At 70.6% G+C, this 21,676-nt stretch carries 19 protein-coding genes; 14 read left to right on the top strand and 5 right to left on the bottom strand.

Annotation, left to right across the window (positions count from 1 at the left end; translation table 11 throughout):
- Positions 1–32: 32 nt before the first annotated feature.
- The 6 genes from atpA to I5071_RS18985 all read left to right on the top strand — a co-directional run bounded on the left by atpA (position 33) and on the right by I5071_RS18985 (position 6,522).
- A complete protein-coding gene (gene atpA, locus I5071_RS19010; RefSeq protein WP_236606891.1) occupies positions 33–1,760 on the top strand; it encodes a F0F1 ATP synthase subunit alpha in 1,728 nt (575 codons plus the stop codon).
- A 3-nt stretch (positions 1,761–1,763) separates the two neighbouring features.
- Positions 1,764–2,645 carry an ATP synthase F1 subunit gamma gene (gene atpG, locus I5071_RS19005; protein ID WP_236606890.1) on the top strand — a complete coding sequence of 294 codons (882 nt, stop codon included), beginning with the start codon at positions 1,764–1,766 and terminating at the stop codon, positions 2,643–2,645.
- Complete coding sequence (locus I5071_RS19000; RefSeq protein ID WP_236606889.1) at positions 2,620–3,627, top strand: hypothetical protein; 1,008 nt, start codon at positions 2,620–2,622, stop codon at positions 3,625–3,627. The genes atpG and I5071_RS19000 overlap by 26 nt, the downstream gene beginning before the upstream one ends.
- Before the next feature lie 61 nt (positions 3,628–3,688).
- Positions 3,689–5,023 (top strand): hypothetical protein, encoded by a 1,335-nt coding sequence (locus tag I5071_RS18995; protein WP_236606888.1) that lies wholly within the window; start codon positions 3,689–3,691, stop codon positions 5,021–5,023.
- A gap of 72 nt (positions 5,024–5,095) precedes the next feature.
- Complete coding sequence (locus I5071_RS18990) at positions 5,096–5,962, top strand: SPFH domain-containing protein (protein ID WP_236606887.1); 867 nt, start codon at positions 5,096–5,098, stop codon at positions 5,960–5,962.
- Positions 5,959–6,522, top strand: a complete 564-nt coding sequence (locus I5071_RS18985; RefSeq protein ID WP_236606886.1) for a hypothetical protein — start codon at positions 5,959–5,961, stop codon at positions 6,520–6,522. The genes I5071_RS18990 and I5071_RS18985 overlap by 4 nt, the downstream gene beginning before the upstream one ends.
- Here I5071_RS18985 and I5071_RS18980 read toward each other — a convergent pair whose 3' ends face one another.
- Complete coding sequence (locus I5071_RS18980; protein ID WP_236606885.1) at positions 6,523–8,283, bottom strand: M14 family metallopeptidase; 1,761 nt, start codon at positions 8,281–8,283, stop codon at positions 6,523–6,525.
- 39 nt (positions 8,284–8,322) lie between these two features.
- On the opposite strand from I5071_RS18980, the gene I5071_RS18975 reads away from it, so the two are divergent.
- Positions 8,323–9,306, top strand: coding sequence for a Kelch repeat-containing protein (locus I5071_RS18975; protein WP_236606884.1), 984 nt, complete (start codon positions 8,323–8,325; stop codon positions 9,304–9,306).
- On the opposite strand, the gene I5071_RS18970 is transcribed toward I5071_RS18975, so the two are convergent.
- The 4 genes from I5071_RS18970 to boxC form a co-directional block, all read right to left on the bottom strand.
- Entirely contained in the window at positions 9,307–10,191 is an 885-nt protein-coding gene (locus I5071_RS18970) for a hypothetical protein (protein WP_236606883.1), read from the bottom strand. It lies immediately after the preceding gene.
- 36 nt (positions 10,192–10,227) lie between these two features.
- A complete protein-coding gene (locus tag I5071_RS18965; RefSeq protein WP_236606882.1) occupies positions 10,228–10,821 on the bottom strand; it encodes an SMI1/KNR4 family protein in 594 nt (197 codons plus the stop codon).
- A gap of 123 nt (positions 10,822–10,944) precedes the next feature.
- Entirely contained in the window at positions 10,945–12,360 is a 1,416-nt protein-coding gene (gene boxB / locus I5071_RS18960; protein WP_236606881.1) for a benzoyl-CoA 2,3-epoxidase subunit BoxB, read from the bottom strand.
- A gap of 243 nt (positions 12,361–12,603) precedes the next feature.
- Positions 12,604–14,238, bottom strand: coding sequence for a 2,3-epoxybenzoyl-CoA dihydrolase (gene boxC, locus I5071_RS18955; RefSeq protein ID WP_236606880.1), 1,635 nt, complete (start codon positions 14,236–14,238; stop codon positions 12,604–12,606).
- A 91-nt stretch (positions 14,239–14,329) separates the two neighbouring features.
- On the opposite strand from boxC, the gene I5071_RS18950 reads away from it, so the two are divergent.
- The 7 genes from I5071_RS18950 (at position 14,330) to I5071_RS18920 (ending at position 21,661) form a co-directional block, all read left to right on the top strand.
- Entirely contained in the window at positions 14,330–14,968 is a 639-nt protein-coding gene (locus tag I5071_RS18950; protein ID WP_236606879.1) for a 2-hydroxychromene-2-carboxylate isomerase, read from the top strand.
- Positions 14,965–16,374 carry a site-2 protease family protein gene (locus I5071_RS18945; protein WP_236606878.1) on the top strand — a complete coding sequence of 470 codons (1,410 nt, stop codon included), beginning with the start codon at positions 14,965–14,967 and terminating at the stop codon, positions 16,372–16,374. The genes I5071_RS18950 and I5071_RS18945 overlap by 4 nt, the downstream gene beginning before the upstream one ends.
- Positions 16,375–16,411: 37 nt before the next feature.
- Positions 16,412–17,371, top strand: coding sequence for a metal ABC transporter substrate-binding protein (locus I5071_RS18940; protein ID WP_236606877.1), 960 nt, complete (start codon positions 16,412–16,414; stop codon positions 17,369–17,371).
- Positions 17,368–18,168 carry a metal ABC transporter ATP-binding protein gene (locus tag I5071_RS18935; RefSeq protein ID WP_236606876.1) on the top strand — a complete coding sequence of 267 codons (801 nt, stop codon included), beginning with the start codon at positions 17,368–17,370 and terminating at the stop codon, positions 18,166–18,168. The genes I5071_RS18940 and I5071_RS18935 overlap by 4 nt, the downstream gene beginning before the upstream one ends.
- A 4-nt stretch (positions 18,169–18,172) precedes the next feature.
- The gene (locus I5071_RS18930; RefSeq protein WP_236606875.1) at positions 18,173–18,994 is read left to right on the top strand and encodes a metal ABC transporter permease; all 822 of its coding nucleotides are present in this window, start codon (positions 18,173–18,175) and stop codon (positions 18,992–18,994) included.
- Between the two features lie 28 nt (positions 18,995–19,022).
- Positions 19,023–19,886: a neutral zinc metallopeptidase gene (locus I5071_RS18925; RefSeq protein WP_236606874.1), complete on the top strand. Its 864-nt coding sequence runs from the start codon at positions 19,023–19,025 to the stop codon at positions 19,884–19,886.
- 455 nt (positions 19,887–20,341) lie between these two features.
- The gene (locus tag I5071_RS18920; RefSeq protein ID WP_236606873.1) at positions 20,342–21,661 is read left to right on the top strand and encodes a hypothetical protein; all 1,320 of its coding nucleotides are present in this window, start codon (positions 20,342–20,344) and stop codon (positions 21,659–21,661) included.
- The last annotated feature ends 15 nt before the right edge of the window (positions 21,662–21,676 follow it).

Raw genomic sequence — 21,676 nt, 5'->3', positions numbered from 1 at the left:
GGGCGCCGCCAGTCGCCAACGAGGACAGGAACATGCAGCTCCGCGCCGAAGAGATCTCGGAGATCATCAAGAAGCAGATCGCCAGCTACGACAAGGCGGTCGACGTCCTGGAGACCGGCACGGTGCTGTCGGTCGGTGACGGTATCGCGCGCATCTACGGCCTCGAGAGCGCGATGGCGGGCGAGCTCGTCGAGTTCAGCGGCGGCCTGGCCGGCATGGTGCTGAACCTCGAGGAGGACAACGTCGGCGTCGCCATCCTCGGCACCGGCATCGAGGTCCGCGAGGGCGACACCGTCAAGCGCACGGGCCGCATCTTCGACGTGCCCGTCGGCCCGGCGCTGGTCGGTCGCGTGGTGAACTCGCTCGGCGAGCCGATCGACGGCAAGGGCCCGATCGAGTCGAAGCTCCGCCGCCGCGTCGAGATCAAGGCGCCCGGTATCGTGCAGCGCCAGCCGGTCAAGGAGCCGCTGCAGACCGGCATCAAGCCGATCGACGCGATGATCCCGATCGGCCGTGGTCAGCGCGAGCTGATCATCGGTGACCGCCAGACCGGCAAGACCGCAGTCGCGCTCGACACGATCATCAACCAGAAGGGCCAGGGCGTCTTCTGCGTGTACGTGGCGATCGGCCAGAAGCAGTCGACGGTCGCGAACGTCGTGACGAAGCTCCAGGAGCACGGCGCGATGGAGTACACGACGGTCGTCGTGGCCGGCGCGTCGGAGTCGGCGCCGCTCCAGTTCATCGCCCCCTACGCGGGCGTGACGATGGGCGAGTACTTCCGCGACAACGGGCAGCACGCGCTGCTCGTCTACGATGATCTCTCGAAGCAGGCGGTCGCGTACCGCCAGCTCTCGCTCCTCCTCCGCCGCCCGCCGGGCCGCGAGGCGTACCCGGGCGACGTCTTCTACGTCCACTCGCGCCTGCTCGAGCGCGCCGCGAAGCTCGCGGAAGAGTGGGTGTGCGTGAAGAAGGATCAGGAGCCGAAGCGCGGCCTCCCGGGCGTCCACGTCCACCTGGGCGAGGAAGCGAAGAAGGAGGCCGAGAAGGAGGCCAAGGAGAAGGGTGGCGACTACGTCGCCAAGAAGATCCCCGACTCCGGCGGCTCGCTCACGGCGCTCCCGATCATCGAGACGCAGGCGGGTGACGTCTCGGCGTACATCCCGACGAACGTCATCTCGATCACCGACGGCCAGATCTTCCTGGAGTCGGACCTCTTCTACTCGGGCGTCCGCCCCGCCATCAACGTCGGCATCTCGGTGTCGCGCGTCGGCGGCAGCGCGCAGACGAAGGCGATGCGCAAGGTCGCCGGCCCGCTGCGCCTCGAGCTCGCGCAGTACCGCGCGATGGCGGCGTTCGCGCAGTTCGCGTCGGACCTCGACAAGGCCTCGCAGCGCCAGCTCGCGCGCGGCGCGCGCCTGGTCGAGATCATGAAGCAGGACCAGTTCGCGCCGCTCACGGTCGACAAGCAGGTCGTGTCGATCTTCGCGGCGACGAACGGCTACGTCGACGAGATCCCGACCGGCGAGGTCCGCCGCTACGAGCGCGAGATGCTCTCGTTCGTCGAGGGCTCGCACGGCGCGATCATCGACGCGTTGAAGAAGAAGCCCGAGATCACGAAGGAGATCGAGGGCGACCTGCACAAGGCGCTGAAGGAGTTCGCCACGATCTTCTCGGTCGAGGGCGCCGGCGCCAAGGGCGGCAAGAAGGCGAAGAAGGCCGCGGCCGAAGACGCTGAGCGTTCCGACGACGTGGCGGAGTGATCGATGGCCAACCTCAAGGCCATTCGTAAGCGGATCGGAAGCGTCAAGAACACGCAGAAGATCACGCGCGCGATGAAGATGGTCGCCGCTGCTCGGCTCCGGAGAGCACAGCAGGCGATCACCGAGCTGCGGCCCTACGCCATCAAGACGATGGAGGTCCTCAGCTCGGTCGCGACCCGCGCCGGTGAGGAGGATGTCCATCCGCTCCTCGCGCGACGCGACCGCAAGAAGGTGCTGATCGTCGCGCTGACCAGCGACCGCGGCCTCGCGGGCGCGTTCAACGCGAACATCAACAAGGCCGCCTTCCGCAAGTGGAAGGAGCTCGAGGGGCAGGGCGTCGACGTCGGCTTCGCGGTGATCGGCCGCAAGGCGCGCGACTTCCTGCGTCGTCGCGGCGCGAAGATCGAGTTCGAGTTCACCGGCGTCTTCGAGAACCTCTCGGTGCTCAAGGCCGGCGAGATCGGGCGCGCGATCGTCGCGGAGTACAAGAGCGACGGCTACGACGAGGTCCTCCTCGCGTACAACGAGTTCAAGAGCGCCATCTCGCAGAAGGTCGTGCTCGAGCCGCTGCTCCCGATCGTCCCGCAGAGCGCGGGCGACGCGGAGGGTGCGGGCGGCGCGTCGGTCGACTTCATCTACGAGCCGAGCAAGGTCGCGCTGCTGGATCGACTCCTCCCGATGTACGTGGAGATCGAGATCTTCCGCGCGCTGCTCGAGTCGGTCGCGTCGGAGCACGGCGCGCGCATGACGGCGATGGACAACGCGACGAAGAACGCGTCGGAGCTCGTCGGCAAGCTGACTCTCGCCTACAACCGCGCGCGCCAGGCGGCGATCACCACCGAGCTGATGGAGATCATCGGTGGCGCCGAGGCGCTCAAGGGCTGAGGCGCTCTGCACGACCGCCGCGATCCTGCTCTGCGGGATCGCGGCGTTCGTCGTTCCGTCGACTCCTTCGCTCGCACAGCCGACCGGCGGTGGCGGGTACGCGTGGGACGACCCGGACTGGCGCTTCGTCCTGCGCTCACGGCCGGTGAAGGTCGTGTTGCTCGCGGGCTCGATCGGCGCGTGGCGCGACGAGCCCTACGGGCGGCTCCTGCACAACTGGTGCGGCAACGCCGAGGTGCGGAACCTGTCGCGCGTCGGCTACGGCGCGTGGCAGCTCTACGAGCACTTCCGCACCGAGGTGCTCGACAATCCGCGGCTGACCCTCGGCGCGCCGGAGCAGGAATACTGGCTCGTGTGGAACGGCGGGCTGAACAGCGCCGGCGTCTCGCACCGCACGAACCACTACATCCGTCGCACGTTCCGCGACGCGCATCGGCGCGGGATGCGCGTGGTCGGCATGACGCTCACGCCGTGGGGCAGCTTCGACGACGAGCGTCGCTGGGGCGGTGCGCGCGGGCTCGAGACGTGGCGCAGCACCCGGCGCATCGTCGACTTCGTGATGGGGCGCATCCCGCCGCGCGAAGCGCTCGGAGAGCACGCGCAGCACCGCGAGCTCGATGCGGACGCGCCGTGGGCGTCCGAGGAGCTCGCGGACGTGCGCATCGACCTCTACGACTCGGTGCTCCGCGATCGCGGCGCGGCGCCGCGCGACGTGGCCGAGATGCGGCGCGTCCTCGAGCAGGACTCGCGGGCGCGGCGGATGCTCGCGGCGTTCCCCGAGGCCGTGCGGATGGCGCGGCTCGATGCCGACTCGCGCATCCTCGCGGAGCTCCCGCGGTGGTTCCTGCGCCCCGAGTACCGCGGGTTCGACCCGGTGCACCCGAACCGCGAGGGACATCGGCTCATCGCGGAGACGGTGTGCCCGCAGCTCCCCGAGAGCTGGGGATGCTCGTGCCCCAGCGCGCCCCGCGCCTCGCGGTGATCCTTTCCGTCGCGATCGTTCCGGTGTACAGCCGGCACCAGCCACGGGTATCGTGTGTGCTGTGGGCGCCCGATTCCTGTACGGAGACTCCGAGCCGTTCCCCGACGGCTTCGATTTCCTGAGCGCGCTCCGCACGTTCGTGCGCGCCTCGAGCCGCGTGCTCGCCCTCGCGTACGAGGCCGACGAGCTCGAGCGATCGCTCGGCGAGCGCGCCCAGGAGCACCTGCACGCCCTCGAGTCGCTGCAAGCCTTCTTCAATGGCCTCGGGGACGTGATCGCGGAGCGCGCCGCGCGATCGGGCGCGCCCCAGATCGTCGGTCCCTATGCCAGCCAGCTCCTCGATCAGATCGACGCGCTCTCCGCGAAGGCGCGCGCCGCGCGCGCGAAGGATCTCGACGCCGATCAGGTCGAGGTCGCGGCGCGCATCCGCGCGAGGCGCAGCGAGCTGCGCGCTGCGCTCGCCGAGTACCTGCTGAGCGATCCGCTGCCCGTCGACTCGTGGGCGCTCTCGCTCGGGCTCGGCGGCACCGCGCCCCAAGGGCAGGTCGTGCGCTCGCACCCCGGTGATCTCACGACGAGCTTCTCGCTCGACGTGTCGCGCGACGCGAGCTGGGGCCGGCCGCGCCGCATCGGGGACTTCGCACCGGGGCTCGCGCTGCAGGTCGGGTTCAAGAAGGCGTTCCTCCGCAGCTCGCTGCACCCCGACGTCGTCGTGCTCGACGAGATGATGATCGCCGCGCTCGAGCTCGGTCCGGACTCGATGGAGATCCACCTCCGCCGCAAGCTCGACGCGCCGCGCGACAGCTTCGTCATCACGCTCGATCCCGAGGGCGACGAGCTCGTCGCGAAGATCACGCGCTTCGACGAGCGCACCGGCGGCGGCAGCGACGCGCCGTATGCGAGCCAGGGCGAGGAGATCGCGCGCATCGCCGAGCTCGCGGAGTCGCTGCGCGCCGAGTGCGCGCCGCTCGTCGCGCGCAAGCAGCGCCTGCTCTCGGCGCAGCTCGACGGCCACGACGTGTTCGAGCGCAACCTCGTCCACGTGCTCCTGCTGCGCATCTCCGATCGCCTCGCGAGCGTCGCCGCGGAGGTCGCGCGGCACAGCCCGAACCCGCACGAGCTCTCGCTCAAGCTCGAGCGCGAGGACGGTCGCCGCGAGGAGCTCTACCTGCGCAAGAGCGACCTCGTGCAGATGGTCGGGGACCTCCCGCCCGAGGCGATCCAGCTCTACCAGCGCCTCTCGTTCCTGCCGCTGCCGCAGACGCGTGCGCAGTCGGTCGCGCCGCCGATGTCGCACGTCGACATCGACGTGATGGTGGAGCCGCCGCGCCCTTCGTCCGCGCCGCCGCCGATCAAGCCGAGCTCGCCGCCTCCACCGCCGAAGCGCAAATGGTGATCGACGAGGCTCCGCGCACGATCGGATGATCCGCGCACGCTCGGTCGTTTCCCACGCACCGGAGGTCGCTCGATGGTCCCGTTCCTGCTGCTCCTCGGTCTCGTCGGCGCCGCCGTGCTCGCGTCGTCGGTCAAGCAGATCAACGAGTGGGAGGTCGGGCTGAAGTTCACGCTCGGCCGTCTCTCGGGTCGGCTCGAGCCCGGCATCCGCATGGTGCTGCCGGTCGTGCAGCGCTTCGCGCGCATCGACAAGCGCATCCGCAATCGTGATCTGCCGCGCCAGGTCGTGATCACGCGGGACAACGTCACCGCGCTGATCGATGCGGTCGTCTACTTCAAGGTCGTCGATCCGCAGAAGGCCGTGCTCAACGTCGAGAACTACGAGCTCGCGGTGAAGGATCGCGCGAAGGTCGTGCTGCGCGACGTGGTCGGCGAGATCACGCTCGACGAGCTCCTCGCGAACCGTGACGAGGTCGCGGCGCGGGTGCGCGCGCAGGTCGAGCAGTTCGTCTCGCAGTGGGGCCTGCACCTCGAGCTGATCGCGCTGCAGGACATCCAGCTGCCGAGCAACATCTCGGACGCGATCGCGCGCAAGGCGATCGCGGAGCGCGACAAGCAGGTCGTCATCATCAAGTCGCAGGCGGACCTCGAGAGCGCGAAGAACTTCGCGGAGGCCGCGCGTGTGCTCACCGCGCAGCCGGGCGCGCTCGAGCTGCGTCGCCTCGAGGCGCTCCAGGGCATCAGCGGATCGGGCAACACGAAGATCGTGTTCGACCTCGCGAAGCCGAGCGGCGGCGACGATCGCGCGCAAGCGGCGGCGCTCGCCGCGGCGATGGCGGAAGATGCGCGCCCCGCGGCCGACGTGCGCGTCGCCGACGAGGAGCCGGGCCTCGCGGAGGACGAGCCCGGTCTCGCGGCGCGCATCCGGCGCAAGGCGTGAGCGCAGTCCCCGAGCTGCGGCGTGCCGCGCTCGCGCGCGCGGCGACGATGCGCGACGGACGCGTCGCGGAGGTGCTGCGCCGCTCGATCGTGCACGTGTTCGAGCGCGCCGGGGATGCGTGGGAATCGAGTGATGGAACGGTGCGCGCGATCGACGTGCGCCTCGAGGTCGACGGGCACGCGCTGGGCTCGTGCGAGACGTTCCCGTCGGTGCGCGACGCGGTGATCGTGACGATCACCGCGGAGGCGCCGCGCGTGCTCGGCGCGAGCGTGGTCGACCTCGCGATCGTGTGGGGCGTTCGCGAGCGCAGCGTGGAGGCGGGCTATCGCGACGACGCCGGCGAGCCGCTCGATCGCGGGTTCGGCGACGACGTGAAGCGCGCGCTCGTCGGCTTCCTCCGCGCGAGCGGGGACGACGAGAGCGCGCGTGCGCTCGCGGGCGGCGAGCTCGAGATCGGCGCCCGCGAGGTCGACGTGATCGGTGCGCGGGTCGAGACGTCGAAGCTCGAGCCCGCGCTCGCGGTTCTCTACGGCCGCCCGATGCGCGTACGCGCTCGCTGACTACAGCCCGCCGCCGATGCCGACGCGACGCTCGACGTAGCCGGTGCGGCAGCTGCCGATGCGCACCGTCGCGGTGCCGCGACCGCGCACCACCCAGCGCAGCGTGCGGCTCGTCGCGGAGCCTTGGCTCGCGGGGAAGAAGATCGAGTGCCCCGCGTCGCCGAGCCCGCGCCCCCAGCCCTCGAGGTGCCCGACCGATCGATGCGACGTCCCGCGCTCTTCGAGCACGCACGCGCCATCGCAGATCACGTCCGCCCAGAGCGCCTCGTTGTGGGGCAGATCCATCGCGTGCTGCATGCCGTACGTCGGCAGGTAGCCGTGGTTCTCGACCACGACGGTGAGCTCGGTGACGTCCTCGCGCAGCGGCGCGACCTCGACGCGGCTCACCACGATGCGCGGCAGGAGCGACGCGACGCGCAGCATCAGCGCGCTCTGCTTCTCGCAGATCCCCGGCAGCTCCTCGTACGACGGGTTCGAGAGCCCGACGCGACGATCGATGCCGCCCACCTCGACGTCGCCGAGCTGCGGATGACGCACCCGCTTCCACGGCCGGAAGATGCGCCCGCGGTTGTGATCTGCGTCCCAGCGCGCCAGCGCGACCCAGTCCTCGCGACGGAAGCGCGTGTAGTAGTCGACGAACTTCTTGGGTCGCGGCATCCCGAGCCGCGCCATCAGATCCCAGAGCTCGCACACGTAGGAGAGCGCGCCGCGCTGCTCGTACGCCCACTCGCTGAGCGCGCCGTAGAGCGGCTTGCCGGGCTCGTAGAGGAACTCGTCGTGGCCGCTGACCATCGGATATCCGGTGATCTCCTCGGCCCACTGACCGACCTGTCGATAGACCGCGAGATCGTACGAGCTCATACGATCGTCGGGCACGTCTCCCGGCGGACGGATGAACACGCCGCCGAACGTGTGGAGGTTCAGCCATGCGAAGAGGCTCGGCGTGCGCGTCGCGTGCTCGACCATCGCGCGCACCTCGGGCTCGCTCGCCGGGAACGCGCCCGCGCCGCGCTGCTGCGGCTCGGCGGCCCAGCGGAACGGGAAGTTGCGATTGAGATCGACGTCGGTGTCCGAGAGGAAGTCCGGCGCGGGCACCGTGACTCCGTCGAAGTGCTCGATGCGCCCTTCGGGGAAGAGCTTGAAGTAGGGCGGCGGGTCGTCGATCGTGCGCGGCACGAGCAGCCCGGGGAACTCCGCGATCTCGACGAAGTCGCCCGCCGGATCCTCCTTGCGCATGTAGAGCGCGACCCCGTCGCCATCGACGTCCTCGGGGATCCAGCGCGGATGCGCGCGGTTGAGGCGCGAGTCGCGGGGCACCGAGCGCACGTAGCGTCCGGTCGTGAGCACGGCCTCGGCGCCGTCGGGCGAGACGCGCGGCATCACGTGGAAGAGCACGTCCTTCACGATGCGGCGCAGGTGGCGCGGCAGGCCGACGCCCGAGACGGTCTCGTCGTCGAGGTGCAGCGCGATCACGTCCTCGGCGATCGCGAGAGCGACGCTCGAACCCGAGAGCTCCGACGCGTGCATGTTCGCGTCGATCCAGACGCCCGGCCGCACGCGGTCGGGCTCGGGGCCGATCGTGAGCACCCAGAGATCGCGGCCCTCGGGCGTGGTGCCGATCGAGCGGAGGCGAACGACGTCGGGGAACGCGTCGGCCCAGGCGCGGAGCTGCGCGGTGAGCGCATCGTGACCGAGGTAGTCGCGGCGGAAGCCTTTCGAGAGCGCTGCGAGGCGGGCGCGGGGAGAGTCCTCGTTCCTCATGGAGCGCGGAGTGTAGATTCATTCGGAGCGGGGTGGGGGATGCGCGACGACGTGATGGTGGGCGCGTGGGCGGTGCTCGTGCTCGCGGCGTGCGGCGACACACGCGACGCGCCCGACGCGCCGATCGATGCGAGCGTCGTCGACGCCGCCACGTCGAGCGCGTGGCGCAGCGAGCCCGCGGTGCCCGAGCGCATCCAGGAGATCACGGGCGCGGTGCACGACGGGCGCCTGTGGATCGCGGGCGGCCTCGATGCCTCGGGCGCGACCTCGAGCGCGGTGCGCATCTTCGATCCGGGCACGAGCACATGGAGCGAGGGGCCGTCGCTGCCGCGCCCGCGCCACCACGCGATGATGGTGTCGACCGGTGACGACCTCTATCTGATCGGCGGAATGGAGACGCTCGAGTTCGATCCGCTCGAGACCGCGTGGGTGCTGCGCGACGGGGCGAGCGCGTGGCAGGAGATCGCGCCCCTTCCCGAAGGTCGCGGCGCGGCGGTCGCCGAGGTGATCGGCGATCGCATCGTGGTCGCGGGCGGCAACGCGACGCGCGGTGGGCTCGCGACGAGCACGCTGCGCTACGACCTCGCGAACGATCGATGGGACGCCGGCGCGGCGATCCCGACCCAGCGCGAGCACCTCGGAGGCTTCGCGCACGACGGGGAGCTCTGGGTGGTCGCGGGCCGTCGCAACTCGCTGTCGACGAACACCGACGTGGTCGAGATCTACGATCCGATCGCCGACGCGTGGCGCACCGGGCCCAGCATTGCGACGGCTCGTGGCGGGTTCGGGATCGCGGTGCTCGAGGGCATCGCGTACGCGGTCGGCGGCGAGCAGCCCGATCGCGCGCTCGACTCGGTGGAGGCGCTCGATCTCGCGACCGAGACGTGGTCGCAGATCGAGCCGGTGCCGACGCCGCGTCACGGGCACGTCGTGCTCGCGGCTGCAGGGCGCGTGTGGGTCGTCGGGGGCGGAGATCGGCCGACGTTCGCGGCGGTCGACGTGGTCGAGAGCTTCGCGCCGTGATCAGCGCCCCATCGTGATCACGACGCGGATGCGCGATCCGCCGTCGGCGATCGGGAACGTGCTGGTCGAGAGGGCGCGCGCGAGGCACTCGAGGCGCGGCTCTCCTTCGCGCGACGCATCGAGCTTCATCAGCGCGAGCACGCGACCGTCGGGCGCGACCCCGAGCCCGAACGGATACGCGCCGGGCTCGCCCTGCGCGGTCAGGCAGCGACGAGCGGCGCGATGGATCGGCATGCGCACGGCGGCGACTGGCGCGTACGCGAGCCCTCCGGTGATCGTCGTCTCGACGAAGTACGGCGCTCGGAGGCGCCGTCGCGGGCACACGTGCAGCCCGTGGCAGGGATCGCTCATGACGATCGGTGCGCCGCTCGTCGATGCGAGGGCGCGTGTGCTCCCGCGATCGATCAGTCCCTCGCCGCGCGCGCCGAATGCGCCGCACGCTTCGCCGGGTGGACAGCCGCGCGCGGGCGCGTGCCCGAGCGCCTCGATCGTCGAGCTCGAGAGCGCGAGGCGAGATGCCGTCGCGGTCGCGACGTCGAGATCGACGTCGTCGCGCGTGCCCTCGGTCCCGAGCGTGCGAAGCGCACCGGCGAGCGCCTCCGTCAGCGCGATCGTCGCCTCCCGTGCGGCACCGGGACGCGCGCTCGAGCGCGCGTCGTCGCGACCGATCGAGAGCCCGTCGTCGTTCACACCGCTCGGCACGGGATCGCCGCCCGGATCGTCGCCTCCGCCGGTGTCCTTCGAGCCCACGGCGCGCTCGAGCGCGAGCGACTCGACGAACTCGATCGCGATCGGCTCGTGCGTTTCGCCACGGCGCGCAGCGCCCGACGGAACGAGCGCGAGCACCACGACGTGCACGATCAGCGCGACGAGCCCCCAGCGCACGCGCGTTCGACAACGCGAACGCGCGCGCGTTCCGGATCAGCTGCGGTCGAGCGCGTCGAGCAGCGCGGCGAACGACGCGAAGCGCGGCTGCGCGAGCGACGCGACCTTCTCGCGCTGCGCGCACGCCTCGGGGCCGAGCGCGATCAGCGCCTCGTGATCGAACGCGACCACGCGCGCATCACCCGAGTCGTCGCGCGCCTGGAGATCGATGCAGAGCGGGCCCGCGTCGAGACCGTCCTCGCCGATCGCGACGAAGCCCGCGCGCTCGAGGGGCGACCACGCGTCGAGCAGGCTCTCGAGGTCGCGCAGCGGCGCGTCCGACCACAACGCGGGCAGGCGCAGACGATCACTCTCGAGCGGCCCGATCGAGCTCGTCGAGAGCCAGGCGCGCACCAGCGGCGGTAGCTTCGCGCCGATGCGCTCCTCGACGCGCTGCAGGTCGCGCGGCGCGACACGCGGCTCCGTCGCGCGCCAGCGCACCCAGCCCGAAGGATCCGGCTCTCCGTCCCACATCGCCGGCGGCACGCCGCCGTCGTCGGGATCGAAGGGCGGCTCCTTGGCGACGTAGACGTTCTTGCCCGCAGCGATCCACCGCCGCGTCAGCGCTTCGATGCGCTCACCCGCCTGCATTTGTCGACGCGTCTCCCCTGCTCGTCGACGTGCGTCGCATCGTCGCGGGCTCACTGCACACACTGCGTCGCGCGCGGCTTCCACCACGCCGCGCGCGCTCGTCACGTCACGTCGCGATCGGGATCACTGCGCGAAGCGCACGTACTCCCAGTCGAACGGCTTGCCGTCGACGCCCTGCTTCGGCGGCGCGATCCAGTTCGCGATCTTTCCGCGCTCGTGCACCGCCGTCATCAGCGAGCGCACGTACTCGCGGTCTTCCGGCGTGGGCAGCCACTTGCTGCGCATCGACTCGAAGTGCTCCTTCGAGATCGGCTCGCCGTTCGGCGCGAACGACTGGCCCGCGTAGATGCCCATCGAGCGATTGAAGCGACGGCTCGGGATGTAGAGCTCCACATCGAGCCCGGTCTTCTTGATCGCGTGGTTCCACTTGCGACAGGCGCGCTCGCAGTCGGCCACGTACTCGTCGCGGAGGATCTCGTTCATCGCGTTGCGCAGCGGCACGTCGCGCGACGCGAGGCGGCCCTGCTCGCCGGGCACCACCATCGAGTACGCGCCCTCGAGCGCCTTGTGCTCGGTGTACTTCTCGCGCTCGCGGAAGCGACCCTTGAGGCCCGTGGCGAAGTAGTCCGCCGCGTTGCTCGAGATCTCGCCGCCGAAGAGCTCGACCGCGCTCGAGAACCAGAAGTTGATCCACTTCTGGATCGTCCCGAGGTCGATGCCGCCCTGCGCGCGCGCATCGCCGTTCGCATCGAGCTTCGTGAGCTCCGCCGCGCGCTGCACGATGCGCTCGACGCCGGTCTCTCCCGTGAAGAGATGGAAGCTCTCCTCGGTGAGCATGAACTGCGTCGCACGCGCGAGCGGATCGAAGCCGCTCTCGCTCAGGGCCGCGAGCTGGTACTTGCCGTCGCGGTCCGTGAACATCGTGAACATGAAGAACGACATCCAGTCGTCGGTCTTCTCGTTGAACGTCTGCAGGATGCGCGGCGTGTCGGGATGACCGCTGCGGCGCTGCAGGAGCGCCTCGGCCTCTTCGCGACCATCGCGACCGAAGTACTGGTGGAGCAGGTGCACCATCGCCCAGAGGTGCCGGCCCTCTTCGACGTTCACCTGGAAGAGGTTGCGAAGGTCGTACATCGACGGAGCGGTCTTGCCGAGCTGGCGCTGCTGCTCGACCGACGCGGGCTCCGTGTCCGCCTGCGTGACGATGATGCGACGAAGGATCGAGCGCAGCTCACCGGGCACTTCGTTCCACGCCTTGTCGCCCGCGTGATCACCGAAGCCGATGTCGCGCTCGCCCTCGCGCGGCGTCAGGAAGATGCCCCAGCGATAGTCGGGCATCTTCACGTACTCGTAATTCGCCCAGCCCTTGGGATCGACCGAGATCGCGGTGCGCAGGTAGATCTCGTCCTTCTGGAACCCGTCGGGGCCCATCTCCATCCACCAGTTGATGAAGTCGGGCTGCCACTTCTCGAGCGCTCGGAGCAGCTTCTTGTCAGAGCCGAGATCGACGTTGTTCGGGATCGAGTCGGTGAGCGACATGAGTGCGTATCTCGGGTGGCAGGATAGGTTGCTGCGCACTTCGGCCGTCGTGCGGTGGCTCACTCGCGAAGCCCGCGCGTGCGGTGGCTCACCCGCGCATTCCAGCACGCGAAAAGGCGCTGTGATCACTCACGGAAACGCATGACCCGACGCGCCTGAAAACGCGCACGGCGAGGTGCTACGTAGCACCTCGCCGCGACGTGAACACGCGTGTTAACTCGGTCGTCGTGTGCCGCTGCGCGATTAGCAACGCGTCCACGCGAAGACGGCACGATCGGGCTGCCCGTACTTCGTGAGCGCGCCCTGCGGACCGACCGCGTTGGGGCGCTGGAAGATCCAGTTCTGCCACGCGGTGAGGCGCGCGAAGATCTTGCTCTCCATCGTCTCGGGGCCGGCGAAGCGGAGGCTCGCCTCCATGCCGGTGAGCGCGTCGGGCGAGAGGCTCGCGCGCTCCTCGATCGCGATGCGCACGTCGTCGTCCCAGTCGATCTCGTCGGGCGCGACCGTGACGAGACCGAGCGCGTTCGCGTCCTCGGTCGTGATCGCGCCTTCGGTCGCGAGCACCTTCTGCACACGCTCGGGCTCGCGCTGGAAGCGCGACTCGAGGCGCGAGAGCCCGTGGCTCATCGGCATCGCGCCCGCGTTCGCGGGAGACACCGCGATGGCGACCTCCTCGTCGTCGTCCGCGAGCATGTAGATGCGGTCCGACGCGAGCGCGAGCTCGAGCAGCGAGCCTCCGAACGCCGAGCCCTTCTCGACCAGCGCGAAGATCGATCGCGAGGTGAGATCGAGGCGGCGCAGCACGCGCGCCTGGAGCCGCAGGATCTCGTTCGCGAGCCAGTGATCCTTCGCCGCGTGCAGCGCGCGATCGGTCGCGGCGACCTTCGCCGCGTCGCCCTCGGTGCGCAGCACGAGCATGCCCACGTCGAGGTGATCGATGCGCAGGCGCAGCAGCGCGTCGTCGAGCTCGCGGAACGCGCGCAGCGACCACTGCGACGCGCCCGCTGCCTGGATCGCATCGCCGCCCTCGGGGATCGATCCGGTCGGCGCCTTCACCGTCACCGTCGCGACCCGCGCGCTCGCGTCGATCGCGAGCGTGACGAAGCGATAGCGATAGGTGCCTCCGTCGATCTCCGGCGCGAGCGCGTCGAGCTCGATGCCCGGGCCCTTCTTTGCGTCACCCGCCTTCTTCGCGAGCGAGGCCGCGCGCTCCTTCACCGCGTCGGCGAACCGGCTGCGCGGCGCGATCGCGTCGACGAGGCCCCACTCGACCGCGCGCTTGCCGCGCACGCCCTCGCTCGTCGTGCAGAACACGTCGGCGAGATCACGACGCACCTTGCGCTTGTCGACGACGCGGGTGAGCCCACCGGTGCCCGGCAGCACCGCGAGCAGCGGAACCTCGGGCAGGCTCACCGCGCTCGATCCGTCGTCGACGAGGAGGATCTCGTCGCAGGCGAGCGCGAGCTCGTAGCCACCGCCCGCGCATGCACCGTTCACCGCGCAGAGGAACTTGATGCCGCTGTGCTTCGACGCGTCCTCGAGATAGAGCCGCGTCTCGTTGGTGAACTTGCAGAAGTTGACCTTCCACGCGTGGGTGCTCGATCCGAGCATGTAGATGTTCGCGCCCGAGCAGAACACGCGATCGGTGCCGCTCGTGACGACCACGCACTTCGCCTCGGGGTGCTCGAAGCGGATCCGCTGGATCGCGTCGGCGAGCTCGATGTCGACGCCGAGGTCGTACGAGTTGAGCTTGAGCTCGTAGCCTTCCTTCAGTCCGCCGTTCGGATCGACCTGCATCGCGAGCGTCGCGATCTCTCCGTCGAACGAGATCTTCCAGTGCTTGTAGCGGCTCGGGTGCGTGTCGAACGAGATGGTCATGGTGACCGGGCACGATACGCGAGCGTGGTGATCGCCGTGGAGCCGGAAGTGCGGATCCGCACCGGGAAAGGCAGCGGTATGCTCGCGGCGCGTGATCGATCTCAACTCCAAGACCGTCGAGTGCTGGTTCGACTACTCGAGCCCGTTCGCGTACCTCGGCACGACGCAGATCGAGCGCGTCGCGCGTGAGCACGGTGCGCGGGTCGCGTGGCGTCCGTTCCTGCTCGGCGCGCTGTTCAAGCAGATCGGGACGCCGCTGGTCCCGCTCGACAGCTTCGGCGAGGCGAAGCGCCGTCACGCGCAGCTCGACCTCGAGCGCTGGGCCGATCACTGGGGCGTGCCGTTCCGCTTCACGACGCACTTCCCGCTGCGCACCGTCGACGCGCTGCGCGTGACGCTGCTGCTCGACGACGAGGCGCGTGCGCCGCTCGTGCACGCGGTCATGCGCGCGTGCTGGGTGCTCGATCGTGATCCTGCCGATCCGGAGGTGCTGCGCGCGTGCTTGCGTGAGGCGTCGATCGATCCCGCGCTGCTCGATCGAGCAGGCGACGCGAAGCAGGCGCTCTTCGATGCGACGTCGCGCGCCATCGAGATCGGGGCGCCGGGCGCGCCCTGTTTCGTCGTCGGCGACCAGCTGTTCTGGGGACAGGATCGCCTCGAGTTCGTGGGCAAGGCGCTCGCGGGGTGGCGTGTGCCCGGCGCTGGCTCCAGAGTTTCGGGCTCAACGTGACTCCGCACTTCTCGCTCTTCGGCGTTCCCGTCCGCGTCCACGGCGCGTTCTGGTTCCTCGCGTTGATCCTGGGGTTCCTCCAGTACGGGCGCAGCAGCCACCCGTGGGCGATCGTCATGTGGCTGCCGATCGTGTTCCTCGCCGTGCTGCTGCACGAGATGGGGCACGCGCTCACGGGGCGTCGCTTCGGCCTCCGTCCCGAGGTGCACCTGACGTCGATGGGCGGGCACACCGCCTGGAGCGCCGGACGGAACCTCACGCATTGGCGCAGCATCCTCGTCTCGTTCGCGGGTCCCGCGGTCGGGCTCGTGATCGGCGGCGGAGCGCTCGCGTTCGCCGCGTTCGGTCCCTCGGTGCCGTTCGTCGCGCGGCTCGCGCTCCAGGACATCATCTGGACCAACCTCGGCTGGGCCGTCTTCAACCTTCTGCCGATCCTCCCCCTCGACGGAGGACACATCGTCGCGGCCGCGCTCGACCGCTTCTTCGGTGTGCGAGGTCAGCGATGGGCGCGCCTGGTGTCGGTCGTCGTTGCGTGCGCGCTGCTCGCGTTGGCGGTCGCGTATCGCAACGTCTTCATGGCTTTCATGATCGGCATGTGGGCGCTGCAGAACTACCGCGAGTGGCAGGCGAGCTCGCAGTTCGCCGATCGACTTCAGACCCAGGCGCGCATGCGCCCGCGCGCGGCCGCACCGCAGTCGGAGTCGCTCGAGGCGCCGCTGCGCGAGGCATGGTCGGCGCTCGAGGCCGGTGATGCGCAGCGCGTGCGTCGCATCGCGGAGGCGCTCGTGTCGCGGGCGCGTACCGAGGACGATCGCTTCGACGTCGTGCACCTGGTCGCGTGGGGGCGTGCCCTCACCGGCGATCCCGAGGGCGCGGCGCAGGCGCTGCGCATGCTGCCCGCCGGACGTCTGCCCGACGCGCTGCTCGAGGGTGTGATCCAGCTCGAGCTCGGGCGTCCGGCGCAGGCGGTGAAGCCGCTCGCCGAGGCGATCGTCGGGCGCGCCGACGACTTCGTCGCGAAGCGTCTCGCGCGCGCGGCCGCGGGATCGGCGCGCTACGACGACGTGCTCGCGATCCTCGACGACGCGAGCAAGAGCGAGGCAGTCGGCGTGCGTGCGCTGCAGATCGTCGCGAACGAGGCGTTCTACGCGGGGCACCACGAGGCCGCGGCGAAGCTCGGCGAGCGCTTGTTCACGCGCTTCGGCCAGGCGACCGACGCGTTCAACGTCGCGTGCGCGCTCGGTCAGCTCGGGCGCGGGAGCGATGCGCTCGAGTGGCTCGAGAAGTCGATCGACGCGGGGCTCTCCGATCCCTCGGTGATCGATCGCGACGGAGATCTCGCGCCGCTTCGTGCGCTGCCCGGGTTCCAGGCGCTCCGTGTGAAGGCGGGGCTCGCAGCGACGTGAGCTGAGTCGGCGTCGCCGCTGGTGTAGGCTCGCGGCGATGAGGGTCAGGGTGGGGCGCTTCGTGAGCGCGATCGTGATCGCGGTGCTCGCGATCGCGTGCGGCAGCGGCGGAGGGCAGCAGAGCGGAGGAGGGCGACCGCGGGTCGCGGTCTCGATCTTCCCGCTCTACGACGTCGCGCGACGCGTCGCGGGGGATCGCCTCGACGTGGTCTGCGTGCTCCCGCCGGGGCGCTCGGAGCACGGCTACGATCCCACGCCGCGCGAGGTCGCACGGGTCACCGATGCGCGTCTCGCGGTGCTCGTCGGGCTCGAGATGGACGAGTGGGCCGAGCGCATCGTGCGCGGCGCGAGCGACGCCGAGCCCGAGATGCTCGAGCTCGGTCCGCGCCTCGAGCCGCGTCGTCTCACCGCGCACGAGGTCGGCGACGAGCTCGACGAGCACGAAGAGGAAGGGCACCACGACGAGGAGGAGCACCACCACCACCACGGCGCGCTCGACCCGCACTTCTGGCTCGATCCGGTGCGCATGCGACGCGCGGTGCCGATCCTCGTCGAGGCGTTCTCGCGCATCGACGCCGAGGGCGCGGCGGGGTTCCGCGAGCGCGGCGCGCAGGTCGAGGCCGAGCTCGGTCGCCTGCACGACGAGATCGACGCGCGTGCGCGCACCTGGTCGCGCCGCACCATCGTCACGTTCCACGGCTCGTTCGGCTACTACGCGGAGCGCTACGGGCTACGCATCGCCGCGGTGATCGAGCCCTTCCCCGGTCGCGAGCCGACGCCGCGCTACATGCAGGACGTGCTCACTGCGATCCGCGAGAGCGGTGCGGCCGCGCTGTTCTCCGAGCCGCAGCTCGATCCGCGGCCCGCGCGCGTCGTCGCGCAGCAGGCGAACGTGCCGCTCTTCGAGCTCGACCCGATCGGCGGTGGTGGATCGAGCACCAGCTACGAGGCGCTGCTCCGCGCGAACACCGACGTGCTCGAGCGCGCGCTGCGATGAACAACTCGTCCCGACAGCTGACGATCCCCGATCGCACGTCGCTCCCGATCGTGCTCGACGCGAAGCAGGTCAGCGTCGTGATCGAGTCGCGCGTGATCCTGCACGACGTGAGCTTCTGGATCCCGAAGGGCGAGTTCGTGTGCCTCTGCGGCCCGAACGGTGCGGGAAAGAGCACGTTCCTGAAGACCGTGCTCGGCCTCTTGAAGCCCACGTCGGGCACGATCGAGATCCTCGGCAAGCCGGCCCACGAAGGGCGCCACGCGGTCGGCTACGTGCCCCAGCGCAAGAGCTTCGATCGCGACTTCCCGGCGCGCGCGATCGATCTGATCGTCGCGACGATGCGCGGGACCTGGCCGTTCCGCATCACGGATCAGGAGCGCGAGCGCGCGCGCAGGGTGCTGCGACGCGTCGGCGGCGAGCCGCTGCTCGACAAGCCGATCGCCGGGCTCAGCGGTGGCGAGACGCAGCGCGTGTTCCTCGCGCGCGCGCTGGTGAACGATCCCGCGCTGCTGATCCTCGACGAGCCGACCGCGGGCGTCGACGTGAAGGGGCGCGCCGAGTTCCTCGACGTGCTCGCGGAGGTCTCGGCATCGGACGAGCTCGCGGCGATCCTCGTGACCCACAACCTCGCGGCGATCGCGCGCACGGCCGAGCGCGTCGTCTATCTCACCGACGGTCACCTCACGGCGTGGGGCCTGCCGCACGAGCTGCTCGGCCGTCGCTCGTTCGAGGCGCTGCACGACGGAGCCTCGGCGCGCGCGATCGGCAGCGAGAGCGCCTTCCCCGACGAGGATTGATCGGATGGACTGGCTGCTCGAGCCGCTCTCGCAGAGCTTCATGATCCGCGCGCTGATCGCGGGCACGATCGTCGGCGGTCTCTGCGCGACGCTCGGCGTGTTCGTCGTGCAGCGCGGCCTCTCGTTCCTCGGCGACGGTCTCGCGCACGCGGCGTTCGGCGGCATCGCGCTCGGGCTGCTGATCGGCGTCGCGGTCGATCGCGCGACGTGGGTGGCGCTCCCGTTCACCATCGCGATCGCGCTCGGCATCGCGTGGGTGCTGCGCCGCGGGAAGCTGCGCGGCGACGTCGCGGTCGGCGTGTTCTTCTCGGTCTCGTTCGCGCTCGGCGTGCTCTTCCTCGGACTGCGCCCCAACGATGCGCCACCGGTGAACGTCGAGACGGTGCTCTTCGGATCGATCCTCGCGATCTCGACCAACGATCTCTGGGTCGTCGCCGGCGTCGCGATCGCGTCGGGCCTCGTGCTCGCGGCGACGTGGTCGCGCCTCGCGTTCGCGACCTTCGATCCCGAGCTCGCGGCGATCGCGGGTGTGCCCGTGGCCGCGCTCGACTCGATGCTGCTCGCGCTGGTCGCGGTGGTGATCGTCGTCGCGGTGAAGACGGTCGGCATCGCGCTCGTGAGCTCGTTCATCGTCATCCCGGCTGCGACGGCGCGCATGCTCGGTCGCACGCTGCCGGGCGTCGCCGCGTACGCGCTCGCGCTCGGCATCGGCGGCGCCGCGCTCGGCCTCCTGCTCAGCTACCACCTCAACGTCGCGAGCGGCGCGACGATCATCCTCACGCTCGGGGGGCTCTTCGGCGTGGTGCTCCTGGCGAAGCGTCGTTGATCGAAGGCGGGGGACTACATCCCTCGTCGTGCGCTGGCAGCAAGGTCGACGAAGCACGAACGTCCGGGATCTCCGTGGCAGCGGTGGTGGGGGTGGTGCAATGCGCCTCCCCATCCCGATGCGTGCGGGCGGCGGTCTCGTGGTCCTCGCGCTGCTGGCGATCTCGCTCTTCCTCGGCGTCGATCCGAGCATGCTCACCGGCGGCGGCGGTGCGAGCCCGAGCGATGCGCCCGCGGTCGCGCCCCCCGCGAGCGACGAGACCGCGCAGTTCGTGTCGGTCGTGCTGGGCAGCACCGAGGACACGTGGCCCGCGCTGCTCGCGCGCCACGGCGTCGCGTATCCGCAGCCCGAGCTCGTGCTCTTCGAAGGGCAGGTGCGCTCGGCGTGCGGCTTCCAGTCGGCGGCGGTCGGGCCTTTCTACTGTCCGCCCGACTCGCGCGTGTACCTCGACCTCTCGTTCTTCCGCGAGCTCGATCGCAACTTCGGCGCGCCCGGCGATTTCGCGCAGGCCTACGTGATCGCGCACGAGGTCGGGCACCACGTGCAGAACGTGCTCGGCACCTCGTCGCAGGTCGACGCGCGCATGCGCGCGCTCCCCGAGGAGCAGGCGAACGCGCTCTCGGTGCGACAGGAGCTACAAGCGGACTGCTACGCGGGCGTGTGGGGACATCACGCGGCGCAGCGCGGCCTGCTCGAGCCGGGCGACGTCGAAGAGGGCCTGCGCGCAGCCGCGGCGATCGGAGACGATCGACTGCAGGCGCGCGCGCGTGGCTACGCGGTGCCCGAGTCGTTCACGCACGGCACGTCGGAGCAGCGCGTGCGGTGGTTCCGTCAGGGGCTCTCCGCGGGTGATCCCGCGGCGTGCGACACGTTCTCCGCGTCGTCGTTGTGATCGCACGAGAGTACGATGGGGCCTCTCGCCGGAGGTCCCGTGCGCACATCTCGCTGGGTCGTGCTCTCGCTGCTCGTGCTCTCGCTCGTCGCGTGCGGTGACGACGACGGAGGCTCGGGCGGCGGTGACGGAGGCGCTCGCGGCTCGTGCGACGACGGCCCGCTCGACGCGCCGATCCCCGATTGTTCGCCAGCTCCGCTGCCCAGCACCGGCGATCCCGCGGAGGACTGCGTCGCGCGCATCAACCAGCTTCGCTGGGAGTGTCAGTGCCTGCCGCCGCTCGCGCGCTGGACCGAGGGCGAGCCCTGCGCGTCGATGCACGCCGAGTACGACAGCACGCGCTCGCCGCACGCCGGCTTCGGCGACGGCATCTGCTCGCCGGGTGGCTTCGGTCAGAACGAGTGCCCGGGCTGGGGCAGCGTGGGTGACACGATCTCGGGCTGCCTCCAGCTCATGTGGGACGAAGGCCCGGGCGAGGACTTCGCGTCGCACGGCCACTACCTCAACATGACGAACCCCGACTTCGGCGAGGTCGCGTGCGGGTTCTTCACCACGCCCGACGGCGAGGTCTGGGCGGTGCAGAACTTCCAGTGAGGTTCGAGGAGCCGCACGCGTGGTTCGAGCATCGGCGCACACGTCACGGCGAGTGGGCGCTGCGTGCCGCGTGCGTCGCGCTGCTCGTCGCCTGGGTCGCCGGCTGCGTGCGGGGGCTCGCGATCACGTTGGAGTCGGACGCGCTGCTCGAGACCGTCGAGAGCGTCGAAGTCGGCGCGTTCCTCCTCGCCCCGGTGCTCGCGCTGTCCAGCTGGATCTCGTTCGTGGCCTTGCAGCATCGCGACGTAGCCGTCCGCGTTCTGTCGCACCGGGCGTTGGAGTACGGCGCGTCGCGCGTGATCGAGCCCGCGTCGATCGTCTCCGCCGTGCACGAGCAGGACGGGGTCGTCGCGATCGACACCCGGGAGGGCGTCGCGCTTCGTATCGGCGTCGGCAGCGTCGAGCGCGCCGACGCGCTGCTCGACGCGCTCGACCAGGGCCCCGCGTCGCGACGCGCGCGCCTGGCTTGGACGATCGCATCCGAGCGCTGGGAAGTGTTCTGGCCCACCTCGATGATGCTCGCGACCGTCCTGGCGCTCGGCGCGCTCTACGGACCACCGGTCTTCGAGCCGCTCTTCTGGCGCTCGCTGTTCTCCGTCCCGTGGGCGCTCGGCGGTTGGCGCGCGCTGCACGCGGGTCGTCGCGCGGTCGAGATCGGTGCCGATGCGATCGTCGTGCGTGCCTCGGGCGCGCCCGATCGCACGCTTCGCTTCGGCGACCTCGAATCGCGCGCCGACGCGCTCGCGCTGGTGCCGAGCGACGTGCCCGGCGACGTTCGTCGCGCGATCGAGCGTCGCATCGATGCGGCGCTCGCGATGCTCGCCGCACGCCACGATGAAGCGGCCTTCTCCGCGCTGCTCGCCCTCGGTGGCCGCAGCTTCGATGCGTGGCACGCGTCGCTCGCATCCATCCGCGACGGCCGCGCGACCCTCCGCGCCGCGACGATCACCCCTGCGCGACTCGCGACCCGACTCGGCGATCCTGCCGCGCCTCCCGACCAGCGCGTGGGCGCTGCGCTCGCGCTGCTCGCACTCGATCGCGACGAAGCGCTCCGCCGCGTCCGCACGGCCGCAGAGACCACTGCTGCGCCCGCGCTCCGCGTCGCGCTCGAGGCCGTTCTCGACGGCACGCTCGATGCCGCGATTCTCGACGCTGCCCTCCGAGAACGGCCCAATTCCTGAGACAAACCTCGTTGC

Origin of the sequence: Sandaracinus amylolyticus, from assembly GCF_021631985.1 — a bacterium.
GTDB classification, from domain to species: Bacteria; Myxococcota_A; Polyangia; order Polyangiales; family Sandaracinaceae; genus Sandaracinus; species Sandaracinus amylolyticus_A.
The sequence above is the reverse complement of the archived record's forward strand: the minus strand, read 5'-3'. Positions and strand labels throughout refer to the sequence as shown.

Excerpts from the sequence above, each read along its gene's own strand:
- I5071_RS18940 (WP_236606877.1), top strand. The coding sequence starts at position 16,412 with ATGAGGGTCAGGGTGGGGCGCTTCGTGAGCGCGATCGTGATCGCGGTG.
- atpA (WP_236606891.1), top strand. The coding sequence starts at position 33 with ATGCAGCTCCGCGCCGAAGAGATCTCGGAGATCATCAAGAAGCAGATC.
- I5071_RS18935 (WP_236606876.1), top strand. The coding sequence starts at position 17,368 with ATGAACAACTCGTCCCGACAGCTGACGATCCCCGATCGCACGTCGCTC.
- atpG (WP_236606890.1), top strand. The coding sequence starts at position 1,764 with ATGGCCAACCTCAAGGCCATTCGTAAGCGGATCGGAAGCGTCAAGAAC.
- I5071_RS18990 (WP_236606887.1), top strand. The coding sequence starts at position 5,096 with ATGGTCCCGTTCCTGCTGCTCCTCGGTCTCGTCGGCGCCGCCGTGCTC.
- boxB (WP_236606881.1), bottom strand. The coding sequence starts at position 12,360 with ATGTCGCTCACCGACTCGATCCCGAACAACGTCGATCTCGGCTCTGAC.
- I5071_RS18930 (WP_236606875.1), top strand. The coding sequence starts at position 18,173 with ATGGACTGGCTGCTCGAGCCGCTCTCGCAGAGCTTCATGATCCGCGCG.
- I5071_RS18975 (WP_236606884.1), top strand. The coding sequence starts at position 8,323 with ATGCGCGACGACGTGATGGTGGGCGCGTGGGCGGTGCTCGTGCTCGCG.
- I5071_RS18965 (WP_236606882.1), bottom strand. The coding sequence starts at position 10,821 with ATGCAGGCGGGTGAGCGCATCGAAGCGCTGACGCGGCGGTGGATCGCT.
- boxC (WP_236606880.1), bottom strand. The coding sequence starts at position 14,238 with ATGACCATCTCGTTCGACACGCACCCGAGCCGCTACAAGCACTGGAAG.
- I5071_RS18980 (WP_236606885.1), bottom strand. The coding sequence starts at position 8,283 with ATGAGGAACGAGGACTCTCCCCGCGCCCGCCTCGCAGCGCTCTCGAAA.